Here is a 17,174-nt window from a genome sequence, read left to right on the forward strand (position 1 = left end):
TGCCGTGCGCGCCCTGTCCCGGGCGGCACGGCGCGGCGTTCCGCGCGTTCGCGCGTCAGGGCGTCAGGGCGTCAGGGCGTCACTTAGTCGACACGACGGTGAAGACCACGGCGGGCTTGCCGTCGCGCTTCGTCAGCACGAGGGTCGCGTGCGTGCCGTCCTTCGCGTTGCGCAGCGCGTACGTGCGCGCGATCTTCGACGAGCTCGTACTGACCTGGCTGAAGCCGTTGTCCGTGAGTTCGGTGACGGCCGCCTTCTGCGCCGCTTCATCTTTGACGGTGAGCACGAACGACCAGTTGCCCTTCGAGGCGACCGGGTCGCTCACCGTGCCATCGGCGACGCTGACCGTCGCCGGCAGTCCCTTCGGCAGTCCGCGGTCCGCCTCGCCGGTCTGCGTGCATCCGCTCAGCGCGATGGCCGCTCCCAGCACCCCCGCCACGACGATGGCGTGTACACGTTTCTTCATCCTTGTCCTTTCGTGGCGCGCGAATCTCAGCGATTCGCGCCCCCGGAACATTACAAGAGATGACGAACAATATCTATGTTTGCATTTTAATTTCAGCGAGCGGTGTGGAACCGGAGCTGAGCGGCGGTGAGACCGTCCGCCGCGATCTGCTCGACCGCATCCGCCGCGTCGGCGACGAGATTCGGGAGCGTCTTCCTCTCGGTGCTGCTGAAGCCTTTGAGGACGTGATCGGCCGCGGCGGACGAGCCGGGCGGGCGGCCGACGCCGACGCGCACGCGCGTGAAGTCGCCCGTGCCGATGGCGGAGATGACATCGCGGACGCCGTTGTGGCCGCCGTGCCCTCCGCCGAACTTGAGCTTGAGGGTGTCGAACGGGATGTCGAGCTCGTCGTGGACGACGATCAGCTGCGACGGTTCGAGGGAGTAGAAGCGCAGCAACTGCGCGACCGGGCCGCCGGACACGTTCATGAACGTGCTCGGCTTGGCCAGGATGTACCGCGGTCCGCCGGGGGCGATGCGCCCCTCGGCGACCGTGGCGTTCGTCTTGTGCGACCTGAAGGTGAGGCGGCCACGCTCGGCGAGCTCGTCCAGCACCATCTGCCCCACGTTGTGACGCGTGGCGGCGTAGCCTGGCCCGGGGTTACCGAGCCCGACTACGAGCCAGGGCGAATCCATCGAGCTGGTTACTCGGCGTCCGACTCGGCAGCGGCAGCGGCCGATGCGGCGGAAGCGGCCTCAGCGACAGCGGCGTCGGCCTCTTCGTCCGCACGCGAGGACGCGGGGACGATGACGTTGAGGATGAGCAGCTCGGGGTCTTCCGCCAGAGCGGCGCCCTTCGGGAGGACGAAGTCCTTCGCGTGGAACTGGGTGCCCTCTTCCGCGTCGGTGACATCGAGGACGATGCGCTCCGGGATGTGGGTCGCTTCGACCTCGAGGCGGAGGGTCGGGACGTCGAGCATCGCGATGGTGCCCGGGTAAGTGTCGCCCTCGACGTGCACGGGGACCTCGACGGAGACCTTCTCGCCGCTGCGGATGACGATGAGGTCGAGGTGCTCGATGATCTGCAGCACCGGGTCCTTCTGAACGTCCTTGACGAGGACGAGCTGGCTCTTGCCGGCGATGTCGAGGTCGAGGACCGCGTTCGCCTTGCGGAGCAGGAGGCCGACCTGGTGGGCCGGGACCGTCACGTGGATGGGGTCGGTGCCGTGTCCGTAGACGACGGCGGGGATCTTGCCTGCCGCGCGGATCTTGCGCGCAGCGCCCTTGCCGAAGCTCTCGCGTGCCTCGGTAACGACCTTGTTGGACTCGTCAGCCATGATTGTCTCCTTGCCGGCGGGGGCCGGCTGTCGGGCGAGCGCTGCTCGCAGTGTCTGGTTGTGTTCGACTCGAACGCATCGATCTGATGAAAGACGTGTGAGGAAAGACTGCGAAGCCCTGCTCCACCGCGTCGATTACGGACTGCGCGCGTGACCGCGTGCATCCCTCGCCGAAGTTCAATCAGCAAGTCTAGCCGATCGCGGGGCGGTGGCGGCACACGGCCGCCGTATGCGATATTGATGCTTTATCAGGGACCAGGGGGATGTGGATGCGCGCGACAGGATTCGGCACGGCTGCGGCGGCTGCCGCCGTCGTTCTCGCCGCACTCACCGGATGCACGCCGGCGTCCGACACCGCGAAGACCTCCTCCCCTGCCTCGCCGACCAGGCCAGCGCCCCAGAAGACCGCGAGCGCCATCCCGGTCGACCCGGCGAACGTGTCGGCCTGGCTCGTCATCTGGGCGGGGATGGGGCCGCTCACCATCGGCGGGGACGTGAAGGCGCAGACGTCCGCGATCCCGGGATTCTCGAAGAGCATCGACGAAGACGGCTGCATCGGCTACGAACTCGAGACGAAGCAGTCCGGCTCGACGCCGGACGGCGCCCAGCCGACGGTGACCGCCGTCGCGCGGGACGGCAGCGCGACGACCGCGGTGCGCATCCGGGTGGCTGACGCCTCTGGTCTCGACCAGGCGGTGTCCCCGACGCCGAAGACCAGCGCGGGCATCGGCCTCGGTTCGACCCTGGATGCGCTGCGGGCGGCGTATCCGGACCTCGAACGCAGCAACAGCGTCTCCGGAGGGCAGCGGGCGTACGCGCTCGGCGACGGAAACGGCCGGTACGTCGACTTCGTGGTCAACGGCGACGATGTCGTCACGGCCATCGTGGTGGGCGGGGACGACAGCGTCTCGTCCGACCTCTGCGACTGAGCACTCCCGCTGACCTCCGCAGCGCGGAGCTTGGTAGGCTGGTCGAGTCTGCTCGACGCACGCCACCAGCGCCAGTCGGAGCGCGAACGATGGTCTCCGGTCCGGATCTGGACGTTTCGGCCGCACGCGATCTCGCGTCCCCCCTCTCACACTCAAGGCGGCCGTCCGCCGCATCCGAAGGAGCGTTCTGTGTCCAACGAAGCATCAGCCAACATCGGTGTCGTGGGTCTGGCGGTGATGGGCTCGAACCTGGCCCGCAACCTCGCCTCCCGTGAAGGCAACACGGTCGCCGTGTTCAACCGCACGTACGCGCGCACCGACGAGCTCATCACCGAGCATCCCGAAGCCGGGTTCGTCGCGTCGGAGAGCATCGACGACTTCGTGGCGTCGCTGGCGAAGCCGCGCACCGCGATCATCATGGTGCAGGCCGGTAAGGGCACGGACGCCGTGATCGACCAGCTGGTGGAGCGGTTCGAGCCGGGCGACATCATCGTCGACGGCGGCAACGCGAACTTCCAGGACACCATCGAGCGGGAGAAGCGCATCTCCCCCACGGGCATCCACTTCGTCGGCACCGGCATCTCCGGCGGCGAGGAGGGCGCGCTGAAGGGCCCGTCGATCATGCCGGGCGGTTCGGAGGAGTCGTACAAGACGCTCGGGCCGATCCTCGCCTCGATCGCCGCGGTCGCCGAGGGCGAGCCCTGCGTCACGCACGTCGGCACCGACGGAGCAGGCCACTTCGTGAAGATGATCCACAACGGCATCGAGTACGCCGACATGCAGCTCATCGCCGAGGCGTACGACCTGCTGCGCACCGTCGGCGGCCTGGAGCCGGCCGCGATCGCCGACGTGTTCACCGAGTGGAACAAGGGCTACCTCGAGTCCTACCTGATCGAGATCACCGCCGAGGTGCTCCGCCAGGTGGATGCGGAGACCGGCAAGCCGTTCGTCGACATCGTCCTCGACCAGGCCGGGTCGAAGGGCACCGGCGTCTGGACCGTGCAGAACGCCCTGGACCTCGGCGTCCCGGTCGGCGGCATCGCCGAGGCCGTGTTCGCCCGCGCCGTGTCGTCCAAGCCGGCCCAGCGCGCCGCCGTGCAGTCCGTCGTGACCTCGCGCCCCGAGGTGCAGACGGTGGACGCGTCGTTCGCGGACGACGTCTCGAAGGCGCTCTACGCCTCCAAGGTCGTCGCATACGCGCAGGGCTTCGACGCGATCATCGCCGGCGCCGAGAAGTACGGCTGGAACATCAACAAGGACAAGATCGCCAAGATCTGGCGCGGCGGCTGCATCATCCGCGCCCAGTTCCTCAACCGCATCGCCGACGCGTACGACGAGAACCCGGACATCGCCACGCTGCTCGAGGCCCCGTACTTCGCCGACGCCGTCGCCGAGGGCGAGGCGGCCTGGCGCCGCGTCGTCGCCACTGCAGCCCTCTCCGGAGTGCCGATCCCCGGCTTCGGCGCAGCGCTCTCGTACTACGACTCGCTCGCGGTGAAGCGCCTGCCCGCCGCCCTGGTCCAGGGCCAGCGCGACTTCTTCGGCGCCCACACCTACAAGCGCGTCGACCGCGAGGGAACTTTCCACACCCTCTGGTCCGGCGACCGCACCGAGATCGAGACAGAGGGCTCCAGCCACTGACCCCTCCCGGGTCACCGGCGAGTGATCGAGGCCGGACGCGGGTTGCGGTTCGCCCGCGTTCGGCTGAGACTCGGAGGGTGACGTTTGACGAGCATCCCGAGCTGGTGGGCTACGAGCCGGAGGACGAGCGGCCGCTGCGCGGTCGCCGTGCGATGATCGCCACGCGCATCGTGGTGGTCGTCGGGCTCGTGGCTCTGGTGCTGCCGGGCGTGCTCGTCACCATCAGCATCGCGACCGAGACCGCCACGCAGACCTGTGCCGTGTACGTCGGCCGCTACGAGCCGGATGCGCGGAGCTCGTCCGCGCGCTTCGAACTGTTCGCGCCTGCCGGCCCTGGCTGGCAGTGCTACGCGCTCAACACCGAGGGGGATGCCACGTTCGTGGCTCCCCTCGGGCTGATCCCGTCGACCCCGCACGCGCTTCCCTAGGAAACACTCGCAGGGGGCGGAGAACTGTTGGCTAGGCCGCCCCGTCGAACATCGAGGTGACGGAGCCGTCGGTGAAGACCTGCTGGATCGCGTTCGCCAGGAGAGGGGCGATGGGCAGGATGGTGAGCTTGTCCCAGCGCTTGTGCTCGGGGAGCGGGAGCGTGTCCGTGACGACGACCGAGTCGATCGCGTCGCTCTGCAGCAGCTCGACGGCCGGGTCGCTGAACACGGCGTGGGTGGCGGCGACGACGACGCCGATCGCGCCGCTCGCCTTGAGCGCCTCCGCGGCCTTGACGATGGTGCGGCCGGTGTCGATCAGGTCGTCCACCAGCAGGCAGACGCGGCCCTCGACAGCACCGACGATCTCGTGCACGGAGACCTGATTGGGCACCAGCGGGTCGCGGCGCTTGTGGATGATCGCGAGCGGCACGCCGAGCTTGTCGCTCCAGATGTCGGCGACGCGCACGCGGCCCATGTCCGGGGAGACCACCGTGGTGACCGCGGGGTCGAGCTCGCGCTTCATGTGCTCGAGCAGCACGGGCATGGCGAAGAGGTGGTCGACGGGGCCGTCGAAGAAGCCCTGGATCTGCGCGGCGTGCAGGTCGACCGACATGATGCGGTCGGCTCCCGCGGCCTTGAACAGGTCGGCGACGAGGCGGGCGGAGATCGGCTCGCGGCCGCGGCCCTTCTTGTCCTGGCGGGCGTACGGGTAGAACGGGGCGACGACGGTGATGCGCTTCGCGGAGGCCCGCTTGAGCGCATCCACCATGATCAGCTGCTCCATGAGCCACTCGTTGATCGGCGAGGTGTGCGACTGGATGACGAACGCGTCCGAGCCGCGCACGCTCTCATCGAAGCGCGCGTAGATCTCGCCGTTGGCGAAGGTGCGTGCGTCGGTGGGGACGAGGTCGCTGCCCAGGCACTCTGCGATCTCTTCTGCAAGCTGGGGATGCGCCCGCCCAGAAATCAGAACTAGTCGCTTCTGGCCGGTGGTGGTGATCCCTGACACTTACTCTCCGCTCTCTTCCGCAGCTGTGGCGGCGTCGGTGCCCGGCCGCTTCTGCGCGACCCAACCTTCGATGTTGCGTTGCGGAGCCACCGTGAGGGCGAGCGCTCCAGCAGGTACGTCCTTGCGGACGATGGTTCCCGCTCCCGTGTACGCTCCGTCACCCATCCTAACGGGCGCGACGAACACCGTGTTCGTGCTGGCACGAACGTGCGAGCCGATCTCGGTGCGGTGCTTGTTGACCCCGTCGTAGTTGGCGGTGATGACGCCGGCGCCCAGGTTCGACTTCTCGCCGACCGTCGCATCCCCCACGTAGTTGAAGTGGGCGAGCTTGGTGCCAGCGCCGATGACGGCGTTCTTGGTCTCGACGAAGGTGCCGATCTTGCCGTCCGCGCCGAGGATGGTGCCCGGGCGCAGGTAGGCGAACGGGCCGACCGTCGCGCCCGCGCCGATCACGGCGAGCGTGCCGTCCGTGCGCTTCACCGTCGCGTTCTCGCCGACCTCGCAGTCGAGCAGCGTGGTGTCCGGGCCGACGACGGCGCCGGTCTCCACCACGGTCGCGCCGCGCAGCTGGGTTCCCGGCAGGATGGTGACGTCGGGGGCGAGCCTGGTCTTCACGTCGATCCAGGTGGTCGCGGGGTCCTGGATGGTGACCCCGGCCAGCTGCCAGGTGCGCACGATCAGGGCGTTCAGCTTGGCTGCGGCCTCGCTGAGCTGGGCGCGGTCGTTGATGCCCTCGACCAGCCACGACTCGGAGACGGGGAGCGCATCCACGTCGAAGCCCGCGTTCCGCAGCAGCCCGATGACGTCGGTGAGGTACTTCTCGCCCTGCGCGTTGTCCGTGGTCAGCGCAGCGAGCTGGTCGCGCAGCTGAGAAAGACCGAACAGGTAGATGCCCGCGTTGATCTCGCCGATCTCGCGCTCGGCCTCGGTCGCGTCCTTGTGCTCGACGATGCGGTCGAGGTGGCCGCTCTCGGTGCGCACGATGCGGCCGTATCCGGTGGCGTCCGCGGGGAACGACGACAGGATGGTCGCCGCCGCTCCTCCTGCCCGGTGCTTCTCGATCAGCTCGCGCAGCGTGCCGGCGTCGAGCAGGGGGACGTCCCCGTTGACCACGAGCACGTCGCCCGAGAAGTCGGCGGGGAGGGCCTCGACGGCCAGCTCGACGGCGCGGCCGGTGCCCGGCACGTCGTCCTGGTCGACGATCACACTCTCCGGCAGGTCGACGGAGATGACCTCGACGAGACGGTCGCGCTCGTGCCGCACGACGGAGACGACGTGCGCGGCGTCGAGCTGCTTCGCCGTGGCGAGGACGTGCCCGATGATCGGCAGGCCGGCCAGTGGATGCAGGAGCTTGGGGGTGGCGGACTTCATCCGCGTCCCCTGTCCTGCCGCGAGCACGACGATGGCAAGATTCTGGTCGGTCATATCACTCCAGGGGATCGGACGATCGGTTCCGCTCCGCCTCCAGGATTCGAACCTAGACCTAACAGCTCCAAAGGCTGTCGTGCTGCCATTACACCAAGGCGGACCGCGCTGTGCGCACAACACAGTTTGCCAGACCATCGAGCGACCGCCCGACGAAATAGCATGGGGAGATGCCTGACCCACGGACGCCTGACGCACGCGACGAAGTCGACCGCATCGTGGACTCCTGGCTGCGCGAACGCCCGGACCTGGACTTCTCGCCGCTGCAGGTGCTCTCCCGCGTCGCCCGGCTGTCCCGCCACCTGGACAGGGCCCGCCGCACCGCGTTCGACCGCTCCGACCTGGAGTCGTGGGAGTTCGACGTGCTCGCGGCGCTCCGCCGCGCCGGCGCGCCGTACCAGCTGAGCCCGAAGGCGCTGCTGCAGCAGACGCTCGTGTCGAGCGGCACCATGACGAACCGCATCGACAGGCTCGTCTCCCGCGAGCTCGTCGAGCGGCGCACCGATCCCAACGACGGCCGCGGCATCCTGGTGCAGATGACGGCGCAGGGCCTCACCAGAGTGGATGCGGCGATCACCCGCCTCGTAGACGCCGAGTCGGACATCCTGGTCGGCCTCTCCCCCACCGAGCAGGAACGGCTCGCCTCGCTGCTGCGCAAACTCTCCCTCGGCTTCGACGAAGAATCCTGATATCCAGAGCGGACGCATCGGCCGCTCTCAGGAGACTGTTATGCCCCTCTCATAAAATCGGGGGCGATGAGACTCTCCCGCCTGAAACGCCTGCCCTCCCGGGTCAAGCGCGCCGCCCGTTTCGAGATCCACGCGCACTGGCGTCGGCAGCCGCTCGTGATCGGCTCGGTGTTCTACGAGTCCTTCTCCGGCAACGGGATGCTCGACAACCCCGAGGCCATCTTCCGCGAGCTCCTGGCCGCCCCCGACCTCGCCCATCTCACCCACGTCTGGGCGCTCTCCGACCTCACCCAGTACCGTGCAGCCGTCGAGGAGTTCGCCGGGAACCCGCGGGTCAGCTTCGTCAAGTACGGCTCCGCCGCGTACTACCGCGCCCTCGCCACCAGCCAATACCTGGTCAACAACGCGACGTTCCCTCCCGACTTCGGCAAGCGCGACGGGCAGGTCTACCTCAACACCTGGCACGGCACGCCGCTCAAGCGCATGGGCTACGACATCGAAGACGGTGCGCTCGGCACGGCGAACATCGTGCGCAACTTCGTGCAGGCCGATTATCTGCTGGCCGCCAACCCCTTCATGGCCGAGCAGATGTACGAGACCGGATACAAGCTGACCGGGATCTACCGCGGCACGCTGGTCGAGGAGGGCTACCCGCGCATCGACAGGCAGTTCCTCGACGACGCGGGCCGCGCGTCCGTGCGCCGTCAGCTCACCGAGGCGGGTATCCCGCTCGGCGACAGGAAGATCGTGCTGTACGCGCCCACCTGGAAGGGTGCGTCGTTCGGCCGGCCCACCGACGACATCGACGAGATCCTCGCGCACGTCGCCGCGATCGAGGAACGCATCGACACCAGCAGGTACGTGGTGCTGCTGAAGACGCACCAGAGCGTGCACAAGCTCGCCAGGCACCGGCCGGAATTGGAGCGGATGCTCGTGCCGAACGAACTGCCGACGAACGCCGTGCTCGGCGCGACCGACGCGCTCATCACCGACTATTCGAGCATCTACTTCGACTTCCTGCAGACCGGCAGGCCCATCCTGTTCTTCACGCCGGACATCGCGGACTACGCGGGCACCCGCGGCCTCTACTTCGAGCCGGACGAGTGGCCGGGCCCCGCGCGCATGTCCGCACGCGAGATCGGCGACGACCTCGCCGCCATCGCCGAGAACGGGGATGCGGTGCCGGAGGAGTGGCGCGAGCGCTACCTCGCCGCGCAGCGCAGGTTCGTCCCGTACGAGGATGGCGCCGCGTCGAAGCGCGTCGTCGACATCGTCTTCCGCGGCGTACGCGACGGCTACCGGCTGCGCACCGACCTCGCCGACGACGGACGCGTCAAGCTCCTCCTCTACCTGGGCGGGATGCGGCCGAACGGCATCACCACGTCGGCCCTCAACCTGCTCAACAACCTCGACCACGACCGCTACGACGTGTCGGCGTTCTTCGCGCAGAGCAGGTCGAAGGCCACCATCGGCAAGCAGAAGCAGATCCACCCCGCCGTGCGGCAGTTCCCGCGGGTCGGCGGCATGAACGGCGCCAAGCTGCGCCACCTCGCCCGCCACCTCGACTTCCGCCGCGGCCGCATCGCCGAGCACGCGAACATCCCGTCGCAGAACCGGCTGTGGAATGACGAGTGGTCGCGGTGCTTCGGCGAGAGCCGCTTCGACTACGTCGTCGACTTCTCCGGCTACGGGCCGTTCTGGGCGACCCTGCTGCTGCACTCCCCCGAGGCGGAGCGCTCGATCTGGCTGCACAACGACCTGGCGTCGGATGCGCACCGCGAGGTCGGCGGCGAGAAGAAGATGCTGCACAGTCTCACGCAGCTGTTCACCCTCTACGAGCAGTACGACCACCTCGTGTCGGTGTCTCCGACGCTGTCGGACATCAACAGGGACGGCCTGGCGGAGTACGCGCGGCCGGAGAAGTTCACGTACGCGCTGAACACGGTCGACGCCGAGCACATCCTGGAGAACGCGCAGGCCGACCTGCACGAGCTCACCTTCGACGAGGAGACCGGCACGAACCCGGCCTGGGCGAACGCACTGCTCGCGCACGACGATGAGGTGACCACCTTCGTCAACGTCGGCAGGCTGTCCCCGGAGAAGAACCAGGCGCGGCTGATCAGGGCGTTCGCGGAGGTGCACGCCGCGCATCCGGCCACCCGGCTCGTCATCGTCGGCGCCGGACCGTTGTTCGACGACCTCACCGCGCTCATCGAGAGCCTCGGGCTCACCGACTCGGTGTTCCTGACCGGGATGCAGCGCAATCCGCACGCGATCATGGCGGCGGCGGACTGCTTCGTGCTGTCGAGCGACTACGAGGGCCAGCCGATGGTGATCCTCGAGGCGCTGGTGCTCGGGCTGCCGATCGTCACCGTCGAGTTCGCCTCGGCCAAGAACGCGCTGCCGGCCGGCAGCGGGCTCGTCGTGCCGCAGTCGGACGCCGGTGTCGCCCAGGGACTGACCGCGTTCCTCGCCGGAGAGGTGCCCGCGAGCACGTTCGACTACGTGGCGTACAACCGCAAGGCCGTAGGGCAGTTCTACGCGGCCATCGGGGCGGAGTAGCGGCGGGGGTCCCCGTTTCCGGTCCGGTCAGGCGCGCGCGATGAGCGCGGGGATGGCCGACCGGGCCGCTGACGGCAGTTCGCCGTAGAGCGCTCCGCGGCCGTCGCCGAGGCGCGCGTCGACGAAGGCGGCGCCGATCCCGTCCGGCGCGTGACGCAGCAGCAGCGACGCCTGCAGGGCCAGCGCCAGGGACGCGACGAGCGGCCGGACGGCGGCCTGCGCATCCCGAGGGTCGGTGCCCGCGAGGCCGGCGACGGTCGCGCGCACCGCATCGTGGTGGGCGTCGAACCCGGGATGCACGCCACGCGCCGCGGCGAGCTCGGCGTCGAACGCGTCGAGGGAGTCCGGCTCGCGCTGCAGTGCGCGCAGCACATCCAGGGCGATCACGTTGCCAGAGCCCTCCCAGATCGCCATCACCGGCTGCTCACGGTAGCGGCGCGCGAGCGGGAACGCCTCGGTGTACCCGTTGCCGCCGAGACACTCCAGTGCCTCGTACGCATGCCCGGGCCCGCGCTTGCAGACCCAGTACTTGGTCACGGCGGTCGCGAGGCGACGGAAGGCGCGGTCGGCGTCCGACGCGTCCGCGTCGTGCGCGCGCGCCAGCCGCAGGGCGACCGCCGTCGCCGCCTCCGACTCGAGAGCGAGGTCCGCGATCACGGCGGTCATCGCCGGCTGGTCGATGAGGTGCGCGCCGAACGCCGACCGGTGCCTGGCGTGCCAGGCGGCTTCGGCGACCGCCTGCCGCATCCCGGCCGCGCTGCCCAGGATGCAGTCCAGCCTCGTGCGGTTCACCATCTCCAGGATGGTGCGCACTCCCCGGCCCTCCTCGCCGAGCAGATGCCCGACCGTGCCGTCGAACTCGACCTCGCTGGAGGCGTTGGAGCGGTTGCCGAGCTTGTCCTTGAGCCGCTGGATGGCGAAGACGTTGCGGGTACCGTCGTCGAGCATCCTGGGCACGAGAAAGCAGCTCAGACTCGACTCGCCGTGGCCGGACGGCGTCTGCGCGAGCACCAGGAACGCGTCGGACATCGGGGCCGAGCAGAACCACTTGTGCCCGGTGAGCACGTGGCGGCCGTCGCCGTCCGGGACGGCCGTGGTGGTGTTCGCCCGCACATCCGAGCCGCCCTGCTTCTCGGTCATGGCCATCCCGAACAGCGCCGAGCGTTTGCCCGCCGAGAGGCCGGGGTCGTACTCCCGGCTGAGCAGGCGAGGCAGCCAGGCCGCGCTCAGCGTGTCGGAGGACGCGAGCGCAGGGACGGCCGCGTGGGTCATCGACACCGGGCAGGCGTGTCCTGGCTCGATCTGCGCGAACAGCATGAACGTGGCGGCACGGGCGACGTTCGCGCCCGGCCGTGGCTCCGCCCAGGCCGAGGTGTGGGCGCCGGCGGCGACGGCCTCGCCGAGGATGCGGTGGTACGACGGGTCGTACTCCACCTCGTCGATCCTGGTGCCCCAGCGATCGAAGGCGCGCAGCTCCGGTTCGTGCACGTTCGCGCGTTCGGCGTCGTGCTGGAACCGTGCGCTGCCGACCAGCCGGCCGACGGCGGCCAGGTCGGAGGTAGCCCATCCGGCGTCGTGGCGTTCGACCACCTCGGCGAGGGGGACGTTCGCGGCGAACTCGTCCAGGTCGACGCGAGGCGGCGGCTGGTTGGTGACGGCGTGCGTTGCCATGCGGCGAGCCTAGCCGCGCAGGATGCGTCAGCCTTCGAGCTGCTCGGAGAGTTCCAGCCAGCGGGTCTCCAGGGTGGCGATCTCGTCTTCCAGGGCGCGAAGCTCGGCGGAGATGACGCCGATGCCCTCGTAGTCGCTCTGGTCGTGCTGGGCGAGGCGTTCGTGCGTCGCCGCCACCTGGTCGGCCAGCTTGCCGAGGCGGCGGTCGATGGAGGTGACCTCCTTCTCGGCCGCGCGCAGGGCGGCGCCGGTGAGCGCGGGGGCGGCCCCGGATGCCCCGGATGCGCGGGATGCCGCCGCTCCGGATGCGGGCACGGCCGCAGCGGTCGCCGCCGGTCCGCCGCTCGCCAGCTGGCCCTTCCGCAGCCGCAGGTACTCGTCCACTCCTCCCGGCAGGTGCCGGAGGGACGCATCCATCACCGCGTACTGCTGGTCGGTGACGCGCTCGATGAGGTAGCGGTCGTGCGAGACGACGATGAGGGTGCCCGGCCAGGAGTCGAGCAGATCCTCCATCGCGGCGAGCATGTCGGTGTCGAGGTCGTTGGTCGGCTCGTCGAGGATGAGCACGTTCGGCTCGTCGAGCAGGATGAGCAGCAGCTGCAGGCGCCGCTTCTGGCCGCCGGAGAGGTCCTTGACCGGCGTGGACAGCTGGGCGTTGGTGAAGCCGAGGCGTTCGAGGAGCTGGCCGGGCGTCATCTCCTTGCCGCCCGCGAGGTAGGTGGTGCGCTTGCCGGCGATGACGGCGCTGACCCGCTCGTCCATCACGTCGTCCAGCTCGGACAGCTGCTGGGTGAGGGTGGCGATCTGCACGGTCTTGCCGCGCTTGACCCGGCCGGAGGTCGGCTCGACGGTGCCCGCGATGAGGCCGAGCAGCGTGGACTTGCCCGCGCCGTTCACGCCGAGGATGCCGGTGCGCTCCCCCGGTGCGATGCGCCACTCGATGTCGCGCAGCACGGTCTTCGGCGGGTAGATCACGGTGGTGTCGAGCAGGTCGACCACGTCTTTGCCGAGCCGGGCCGTGGCCATCTGGCTGAGCTCGACCGGGTTGCGCACGGGCGGCTCGTCCGCGATCAGCTCGGCGGCAGCATCCATCCGGAACTTGGGCTTGGAGGTGCGGGCCGGGGCTCCGCGGCGCAGCCAGGCGAGTTCTTTGCGCATCAGGTTCTGGCGCTTGCCCTCGACCACCGCCGCCATCCTGTCGCGCTCGACGCGCTGCAGGATGTACGCGGCGTATCCGCCCTCGAACGGCTCGATCAGGCGGTCGTGCACCTCCCACGTGGCCGTGGAGACCTCATCGAGGAACCACCGGTCGTGGGTCACCACCACGAGCCCGCCCGCTGTGGCGGGCCAGCGGGTCTTCAGGTGCGCCGCCAGCCAGGCGACGCCCTCGATGTCCAAGTGGTTGGTCGGCTCGTCCAGGAACAGGATGTCGTGGTCGTGCACCAGCAGCGCGGCGAGCGCGACGCGGCGGCGCTGGCCGCCGGAGAGCTCGCCGACCGTCGCCTCCCAGCGGATGTCGGACACAAGCCCGGTCAGCACGTCCCTGACGCGCGCATCCCCGGCCCAGACGTGTTCCTCCTGGTCGCCGACGATGGCCTGACCGACCGTGAGGGCCGGGTCGAGCTCGTCGCCCTGGTCGAGCATCCCGACGCTGACATCGCGGCGGCGGGTGACGCGTCCGGAATCCGGTTCGATGCGCCCGGCGAGCAGGGAGAGCAGGGTGGACTTGCCGTCGCCGTTGCGGCCGACGATGCCGATGCGGTCGCCCTCGTTGATGCCGATCGTGACGCTGTCGAAGATCACGCGCGTCGGGTATTCGAGGTGCAGCGACTCAGCGCCGAGGAGGTGTGCCATGAGGGTTTCCAGCCTACCGGCCGGTCGTTCGCCCCCAGGACGGGGGAATCCGGGCCGCCGGATGGTGTGCGAAGATCGCTGAGACCGGTCCGTCTCCCGAATACCCGCACGGCGTACGGCCGGTCGGGATGGGGAACCAACGTGACCGACGAGGCCTCGAACCCGGATGCGAAGCCGCTGTTCGGCCGCGACAGGGAACGCGAGACGATGCTGCTCGTCGCCCATCGTGCACTCGGCAAGGGCGGCGCCCTGCTGGTCACCGGAGAGGCGGGGCTCGGCAAGACCGCGCTGCTCGCCGACGTGGCGGAACGCCTCGACGGCTGGACGGTGCTGCGGGTGCACGCCGACTCGTTCGAATCCGACCTCAGCTACGCGACGGTGGAGACCCTGGTGCGCGGGCTCAACGCGGTCAGCGGAACGCGCATCCGGCCGCCGGAGCCGTCGGACGACCCTCTGACGGTCGGGCGCCTGCTGCTCGACGCCGTCGACGGGGTGGGCAAGCCGGTCTGCCTGATCGTCGACGACGCGCAGTGGGTCGACGAGGCGTCGGCCAGGGCTCTGCGGTTCGTGGTGCGGCGGCTGTCCGATCAGGGCTTCCTGTTCACCGCGGCGACCAGGCCTCTCCCCGGCAGCGTGGTCTCGCTGTTCGAGGACGTCGCCGCGTCGACGGTCAACCACGCCAGGGTGGAGCTCACCCCGTTCTCCGTCGCCGACACCCAGGACCTGGCCCAGCACATCCTGGGTCACGCGGTCTCCCGGCGCACGGCAACCAGACTCACCGAGGCGACGCAGGGGTCCCCTCTGCTGCTCAGCGTGCTGCTCGGGCAGCTCCGGGACACCTTCGCCGCGGCCCTGCACCCGGCCGGCTGGGACCTTCCCGCCGCCGCGATCACCCCGCTCTCCACGGCGGTCGGCTCCGCGCTCGAAGGCGCGGACCCGTCGGTGCGCGAGGCGGCCGAGATCATCGCCGTGCTCCGCGACCCGCTTCCGCTGCCCGTCTTCGGCACCATCGCCGCCCGGCTCGGCAGCCGGGTGGATGCGGCGGGCGCCGTCTCCCGCGGCCTCGTGCTCTCGTCCGAGCGCGACGGCGTCGTCTGGGTGGAGCCGGCGCACGCCATCCTCGCCGACGCCCTCAGTGGCGACCTGACCCTGGAGCGCAGGGTGGCCATCCACCGGATCGCTGCCGAGGTGCTGACCGGACACCGCGCCCTCCGCCACCGCGTGGAGGCGGCCGACGTCGCAGACCCGACCCTCGTGGCCGAACTGCTCGAAGCGAGCAGGGTGGCGGCCGACCGCAACCAGGCGGACCAGGCGATGAGCTACGCCCGCTCGGCCGTGCACCTCGCGGCTCCGGGGGCGGAGCACGACCGCGCCCTGCTGGAGATCGGGCTGCTCGCGCTGCGAACCAGGATGCACGAGCGCATCTTCGACCTGGCGCCCGCCATCGAGGCGCTGCCCGCTTCCCAGGCGCGCGATCTCGTCGTGCTCGAACTGCGCACCCTCACCGGCGACATCCCGGGTGCGCTCGGCATCGCGCTCACACTCGAAGCGAGCCAGGCGACCACGGCGGACGAGCGGGCGATCCGCGCGCACGTCGCAGAGGCGCTTCCCAAGGTCCTGATGGCGACGCGCGACTTCCCCGGCGTCTTCGACCACCTCGACACCGGCCGTCGCCTGATCGCCGAAGCCCCCTCCGACCCGGACGAGATCGCCGACCCCGCCCTCCGCTGGCTCGCCCAGCCCCGCGACTATCTGCTGCGGCTGCTCGGCTGGGCGCTCACCGCCGCCGGACACGTGCGGCCCGCCGTGGTCGGTGAGCTCGTCGCGGAACTCGACGATCTTCTCGCCGCCGCGTCGACACCGTCCACCGTCTCCCCGTCCGTCGTCGACGCGTTCATCTCCCGCGCCCGCGTGTTCGTCCTCAGCGGCGACATCGACCGTGCCCGCGACGACCTGGCGCAGGCCAACGAGCTGCTGCGCCGGTTCCCGTCGAGCTGGACGGCGGGGTTCGGACGCACGATCTACGCCCACGTCCTGTTCCTCCTCGGCGAGTGGGACGAGTCCGTCACCCTCGCGGACGCCTCCGTCGCGCTCGCCCTCGACGAGACGGACCTGTCCGGCTGGCCGATCGCCCTCTGGGCGTCGACGCTGGTCCGCGCGGGGCGCGGAGAGGCGGCGGCCGTGGAGGAGCGCCTCCGCTCCGCCGCGCAGGCGAAGCTCAGCATCGCCGGGTCGTACGACAGCGACCTCCCGTTCATCGCGCGCGCCGAACTCGCCCGCGCCCTCGGCGACCGCGCGACCCAGCTCGCCGTGACGGAGGAGGCGGAGGAGGCGGCGACCCGCGCATCCACTCTCGGCTGGTTGACCTACCGAGTGGATGCCTCGGCGGCACTCGGCCGGGCGGCGGACGCACGCGCGGCGTTCGTCCTCTGTCAGGCGCCAGGGATGTGGCGACCGTACTACGGCTCGCTGGGCTGGCTGGAAGGCCGCGTGCTCGAAGCCGAGGGGGCGCGGCAGGAAGCGCTGGACGCGTACCTCGCGTCGCTCGACGACCCGTCTGCTGCCCGGTTCCCGTTCCCGCAGGCTGTGGCGGCGGCCGACGCCGGGCGGCTGCTGGCCGAACTCGGGACGGACCGGCCGCGCGCGACGGCGCTGCTCGAACAGGCGGCCGACACGTTCCGCCGGGTCGGCGCATCCGGGTATCTGTCCCGCTGCGCCCGGCTGCTGGAAGAACTGAGCGCGAGCGGCCGAGGGGCGGACGACGCGCAGACGGACCCGTTCGCGCCGCTCACCACGAGGGAGCGGCAGGTCGCGTACGCGCTCGCGGCCGGCATGACCAACAAGGAGATCGCGGAGCGGCTGTACGTGTCGGTGACCACCGTCAACTTCCACGTGCGGAACATCCTGGCGAAGCTGGAACTGTCGTCGCGGCGTGATCTGCGGAAGCTCAGCATCGCCTCCCGCAGCGTGCGCGCGACCCGTGCCAGGCACCGCCCCGTCAATACTTGACGGTTTTCCTCCCACGGTTATGAGCCCACCTGACGGCCTCGGTATTTTGGGATCACACCCCGGGATGCCCGCCCGCTGGGACGCTTGGATACGATGCTCAACGAATCGTCTCAACACCCGACTTGCGTCTGCGCGCTGGGCATCCCTGGGTAGAAAACCAGGGTAGAAAAACCTCT

The 17,174-nt window shown here is 69.9% G+C and carries 13 protein-coding genes and 1 tRNA gene; 6 read left to right on the forward strand and 8 right to left on the reverse strand.

The features are described 5' to 3' along the window. Positions 1-79: 79 nt before the first annotated feature. The 3 genes from ACN6M5_RS07075 to ACN6M5_RS07085 form a co-directional block, all read right to left on the reverse strand. Positions 80-466, reverse strand: a complete 387-nt coding sequence (locus tag ACN6M5_RS07075) for a hypothetical protein (protein WP_434949031.1) — start codon at positions 464-466, stop codon at positions 80-82. Positions 467-558: 92 nt separating this feature from the next. After that, positions 559-1,140 carry an aminoacyl-tRNA hydrolase gene (pth, locus tag ACN6M5_RS07080; protein ID WP_434949032.1) on the reverse strand — a complete coding sequence of 194 codons (582 nt, stop codon included), beginning with the start codon at positions 1,138-1,140 and terminating at the stop codon, positions 559-561. A gap of 8 nt (positions 1,141-1,148) precedes the next feature. Continuing rightward, a complete protein-coding gene (locus ACN6M5_RS07085) occupies positions 1,149-1,781 on the reverse strand; it encodes a 50S ribosomal protein L25/general stress protein Ctc (protein ID WP_085369728.1) in 633 nt (210 codons plus the stop codon). Between the two features lie 269 nt (positions 1,782-2,050). Between ACN6M5_RS07085 and ACN6M5_RS07090 the strand changes: the two genes are divergently transcribed. The 3 genes from ACN6M5_RS07090 (at position 2,051) to ACN6M5_RS07100 (ending at position 4,779) form a co-directional block, all read left to right on the forward strand. Further along, a complete protein-coding gene (locus tag ACN6M5_RS07090; RefSeq protein WP_434949033.1) occupies positions 2,051-2,710 on the forward strand; it encodes a hypothetical protein in 660 nt (219 codons plus the stop codon). A 189-nt stretch (positions 2,711-2,899) separates the two neighbouring features. Next, a complete protein-coding gene (gene gnd, locus ACN6M5_RS07095; RefSeq protein WP_434949034.1) occupies positions 2,900-4,351 on the forward strand; it encodes an NADP-dependent phosphogluconate dehydrogenase in 1,452 nt (483 codons plus the stop codon). A gap of 77 nt (positions 4,352-4,428) precedes the next feature. Continuing rightward, positions 4,429-4,779: a hypothetical protein gene (locus tag ACN6M5_RS07100; RefSeq protein WP_085369731.1), complete on the forward strand. Its 351-nt coding sequence runs from the start codon at positions 4,429-4,431 to the stop codon at positions 4,777-4,779. Positions 4,780-4,810: 31 nt separating this feature from the next. On the opposite strand, the gene ACN6M5_RS07105 is transcribed toward ACN6M5_RS07100, so the two are convergent. From ACN6M5_RS07105 to ACN6M5_RS07115, 3 genes are all read right to left on the reverse strand, one after another. Beyond that, a complete protein-coding gene (locus ACN6M5_RS07105; protein WP_434949035.1) occupies positions 4,811-5,788 on the reverse strand; it encodes a ribose-phosphate diphosphokinase in 978 nt (325 codons plus the stop codon). Then, entirely contained in the window at positions 5,789-7,213 is a 1,425-nt protein-coding gene (glmU, locus tag ACN6M5_RS07110) for a bifunctional UDP-N-acetylglucosamine diphosphorylase/glucosamine-1-phosphate N-acetyltransferase GlmU (protein ID WP_434949036.1), read from the reverse strand. 31 nt (positions 7,214-7,244) lie between these two features. After that, positions 7,245-7,316, reverse strand: a tRNA-Gln gene (locus ACN6M5_RS07115). A gap of 67 nt (positions 7,317-7,383) precedes the next feature. On the opposite strand from ACN6M5_RS07115, the gene ACN6M5_RS07120 reads away from it, so the two are divergent. Both ACN6M5_RS07120 and ACN6M5_RS07125 read left to right on the forward strand, forming a co-directional pair. Next, positions 7,384-7,902: a MarR family winged helix-turn-helix transcriptional regulator gene (locus ACN6M5_RS07120; RefSeq protein ID WP_085369734.1), complete on the forward strand. Its 519-nt coding sequence runs from the start codon at positions 7,384-7,386 to the stop codon at positions 7,900-7,902. A 66-nt stretch (positions 7,903-7,968) separates the two neighbouring features. Continuing rightward, positions 7,969-10,464: a CDP-glycerol glycerophosphotransferase family protein gene (locus ACN6M5_RS07125; protein WP_434949037.1), complete on the forward strand. Its 2,496-nt coding sequence runs from the start codon at positions 7,969-7,971 to the stop codon at positions 10,462-10,464. Between the two features lie 27 nt (positions 10,465-10,491). Here ACN6M5_RS07125 and ACN6M5_RS07130 read toward each other — a convergent pair whose 3' ends face one another. Together ACN6M5_RS07130 and ACN6M5_RS07135 are read right to left on the reverse strand one after the other, a co-directional pair. After that, positions 10,492-12,135, reverse strand: a complete 1,644-nt coding sequence (locus ACN6M5_RS07130) for an acyl-CoA dehydrogenase family protein (RefSeq protein ID WP_434949038.1) — start codon at positions 12,133-12,135, stop codon at positions 10,492-10,494. Positions 12,136-12,162: 27 nt separating this feature from the next. Next, the gene (locus ACN6M5_RS07135; RefSeq protein ID WP_434949039.1) at positions 12,163-13,989 is read right to left on the reverse strand and encodes an ABC-F family ATP-binding cassette domain-containing protein; all 1,827 of its coding nucleotides are present in this window, start codon (positions 13,987-13,989) and stop codon (positions 12,163-12,165) included. Between the two features lie 141 nt (positions 13,990-14,130). Between ACN6M5_RS07135 and ACN6M5_RS07140 the strand changes: the two genes are divergently transcribed. Next, the gene (locus tag ACN6M5_RS07140; protein WP_434949040.1) at positions 14,131-16,998 is read left to right on the forward strand and encodes a helix-turn-helix transcriptional regulator; all 2,868 of its coding nucleotides are present in this window, start codon (positions 14,131-14,133) and stop codon (positions 16,996-16,998) included. Positions 16,999-17,174 lie beyond the last annotated feature (176 nt).

Source organism: Leifsonia araucanica, assembly GCF_051161895.1.
Taxonomy (GTDB): Bacteria; Actinomycetota; Actinomycetes; order Actinomycetales; family Microbacteriaceae; genus Leifsonia.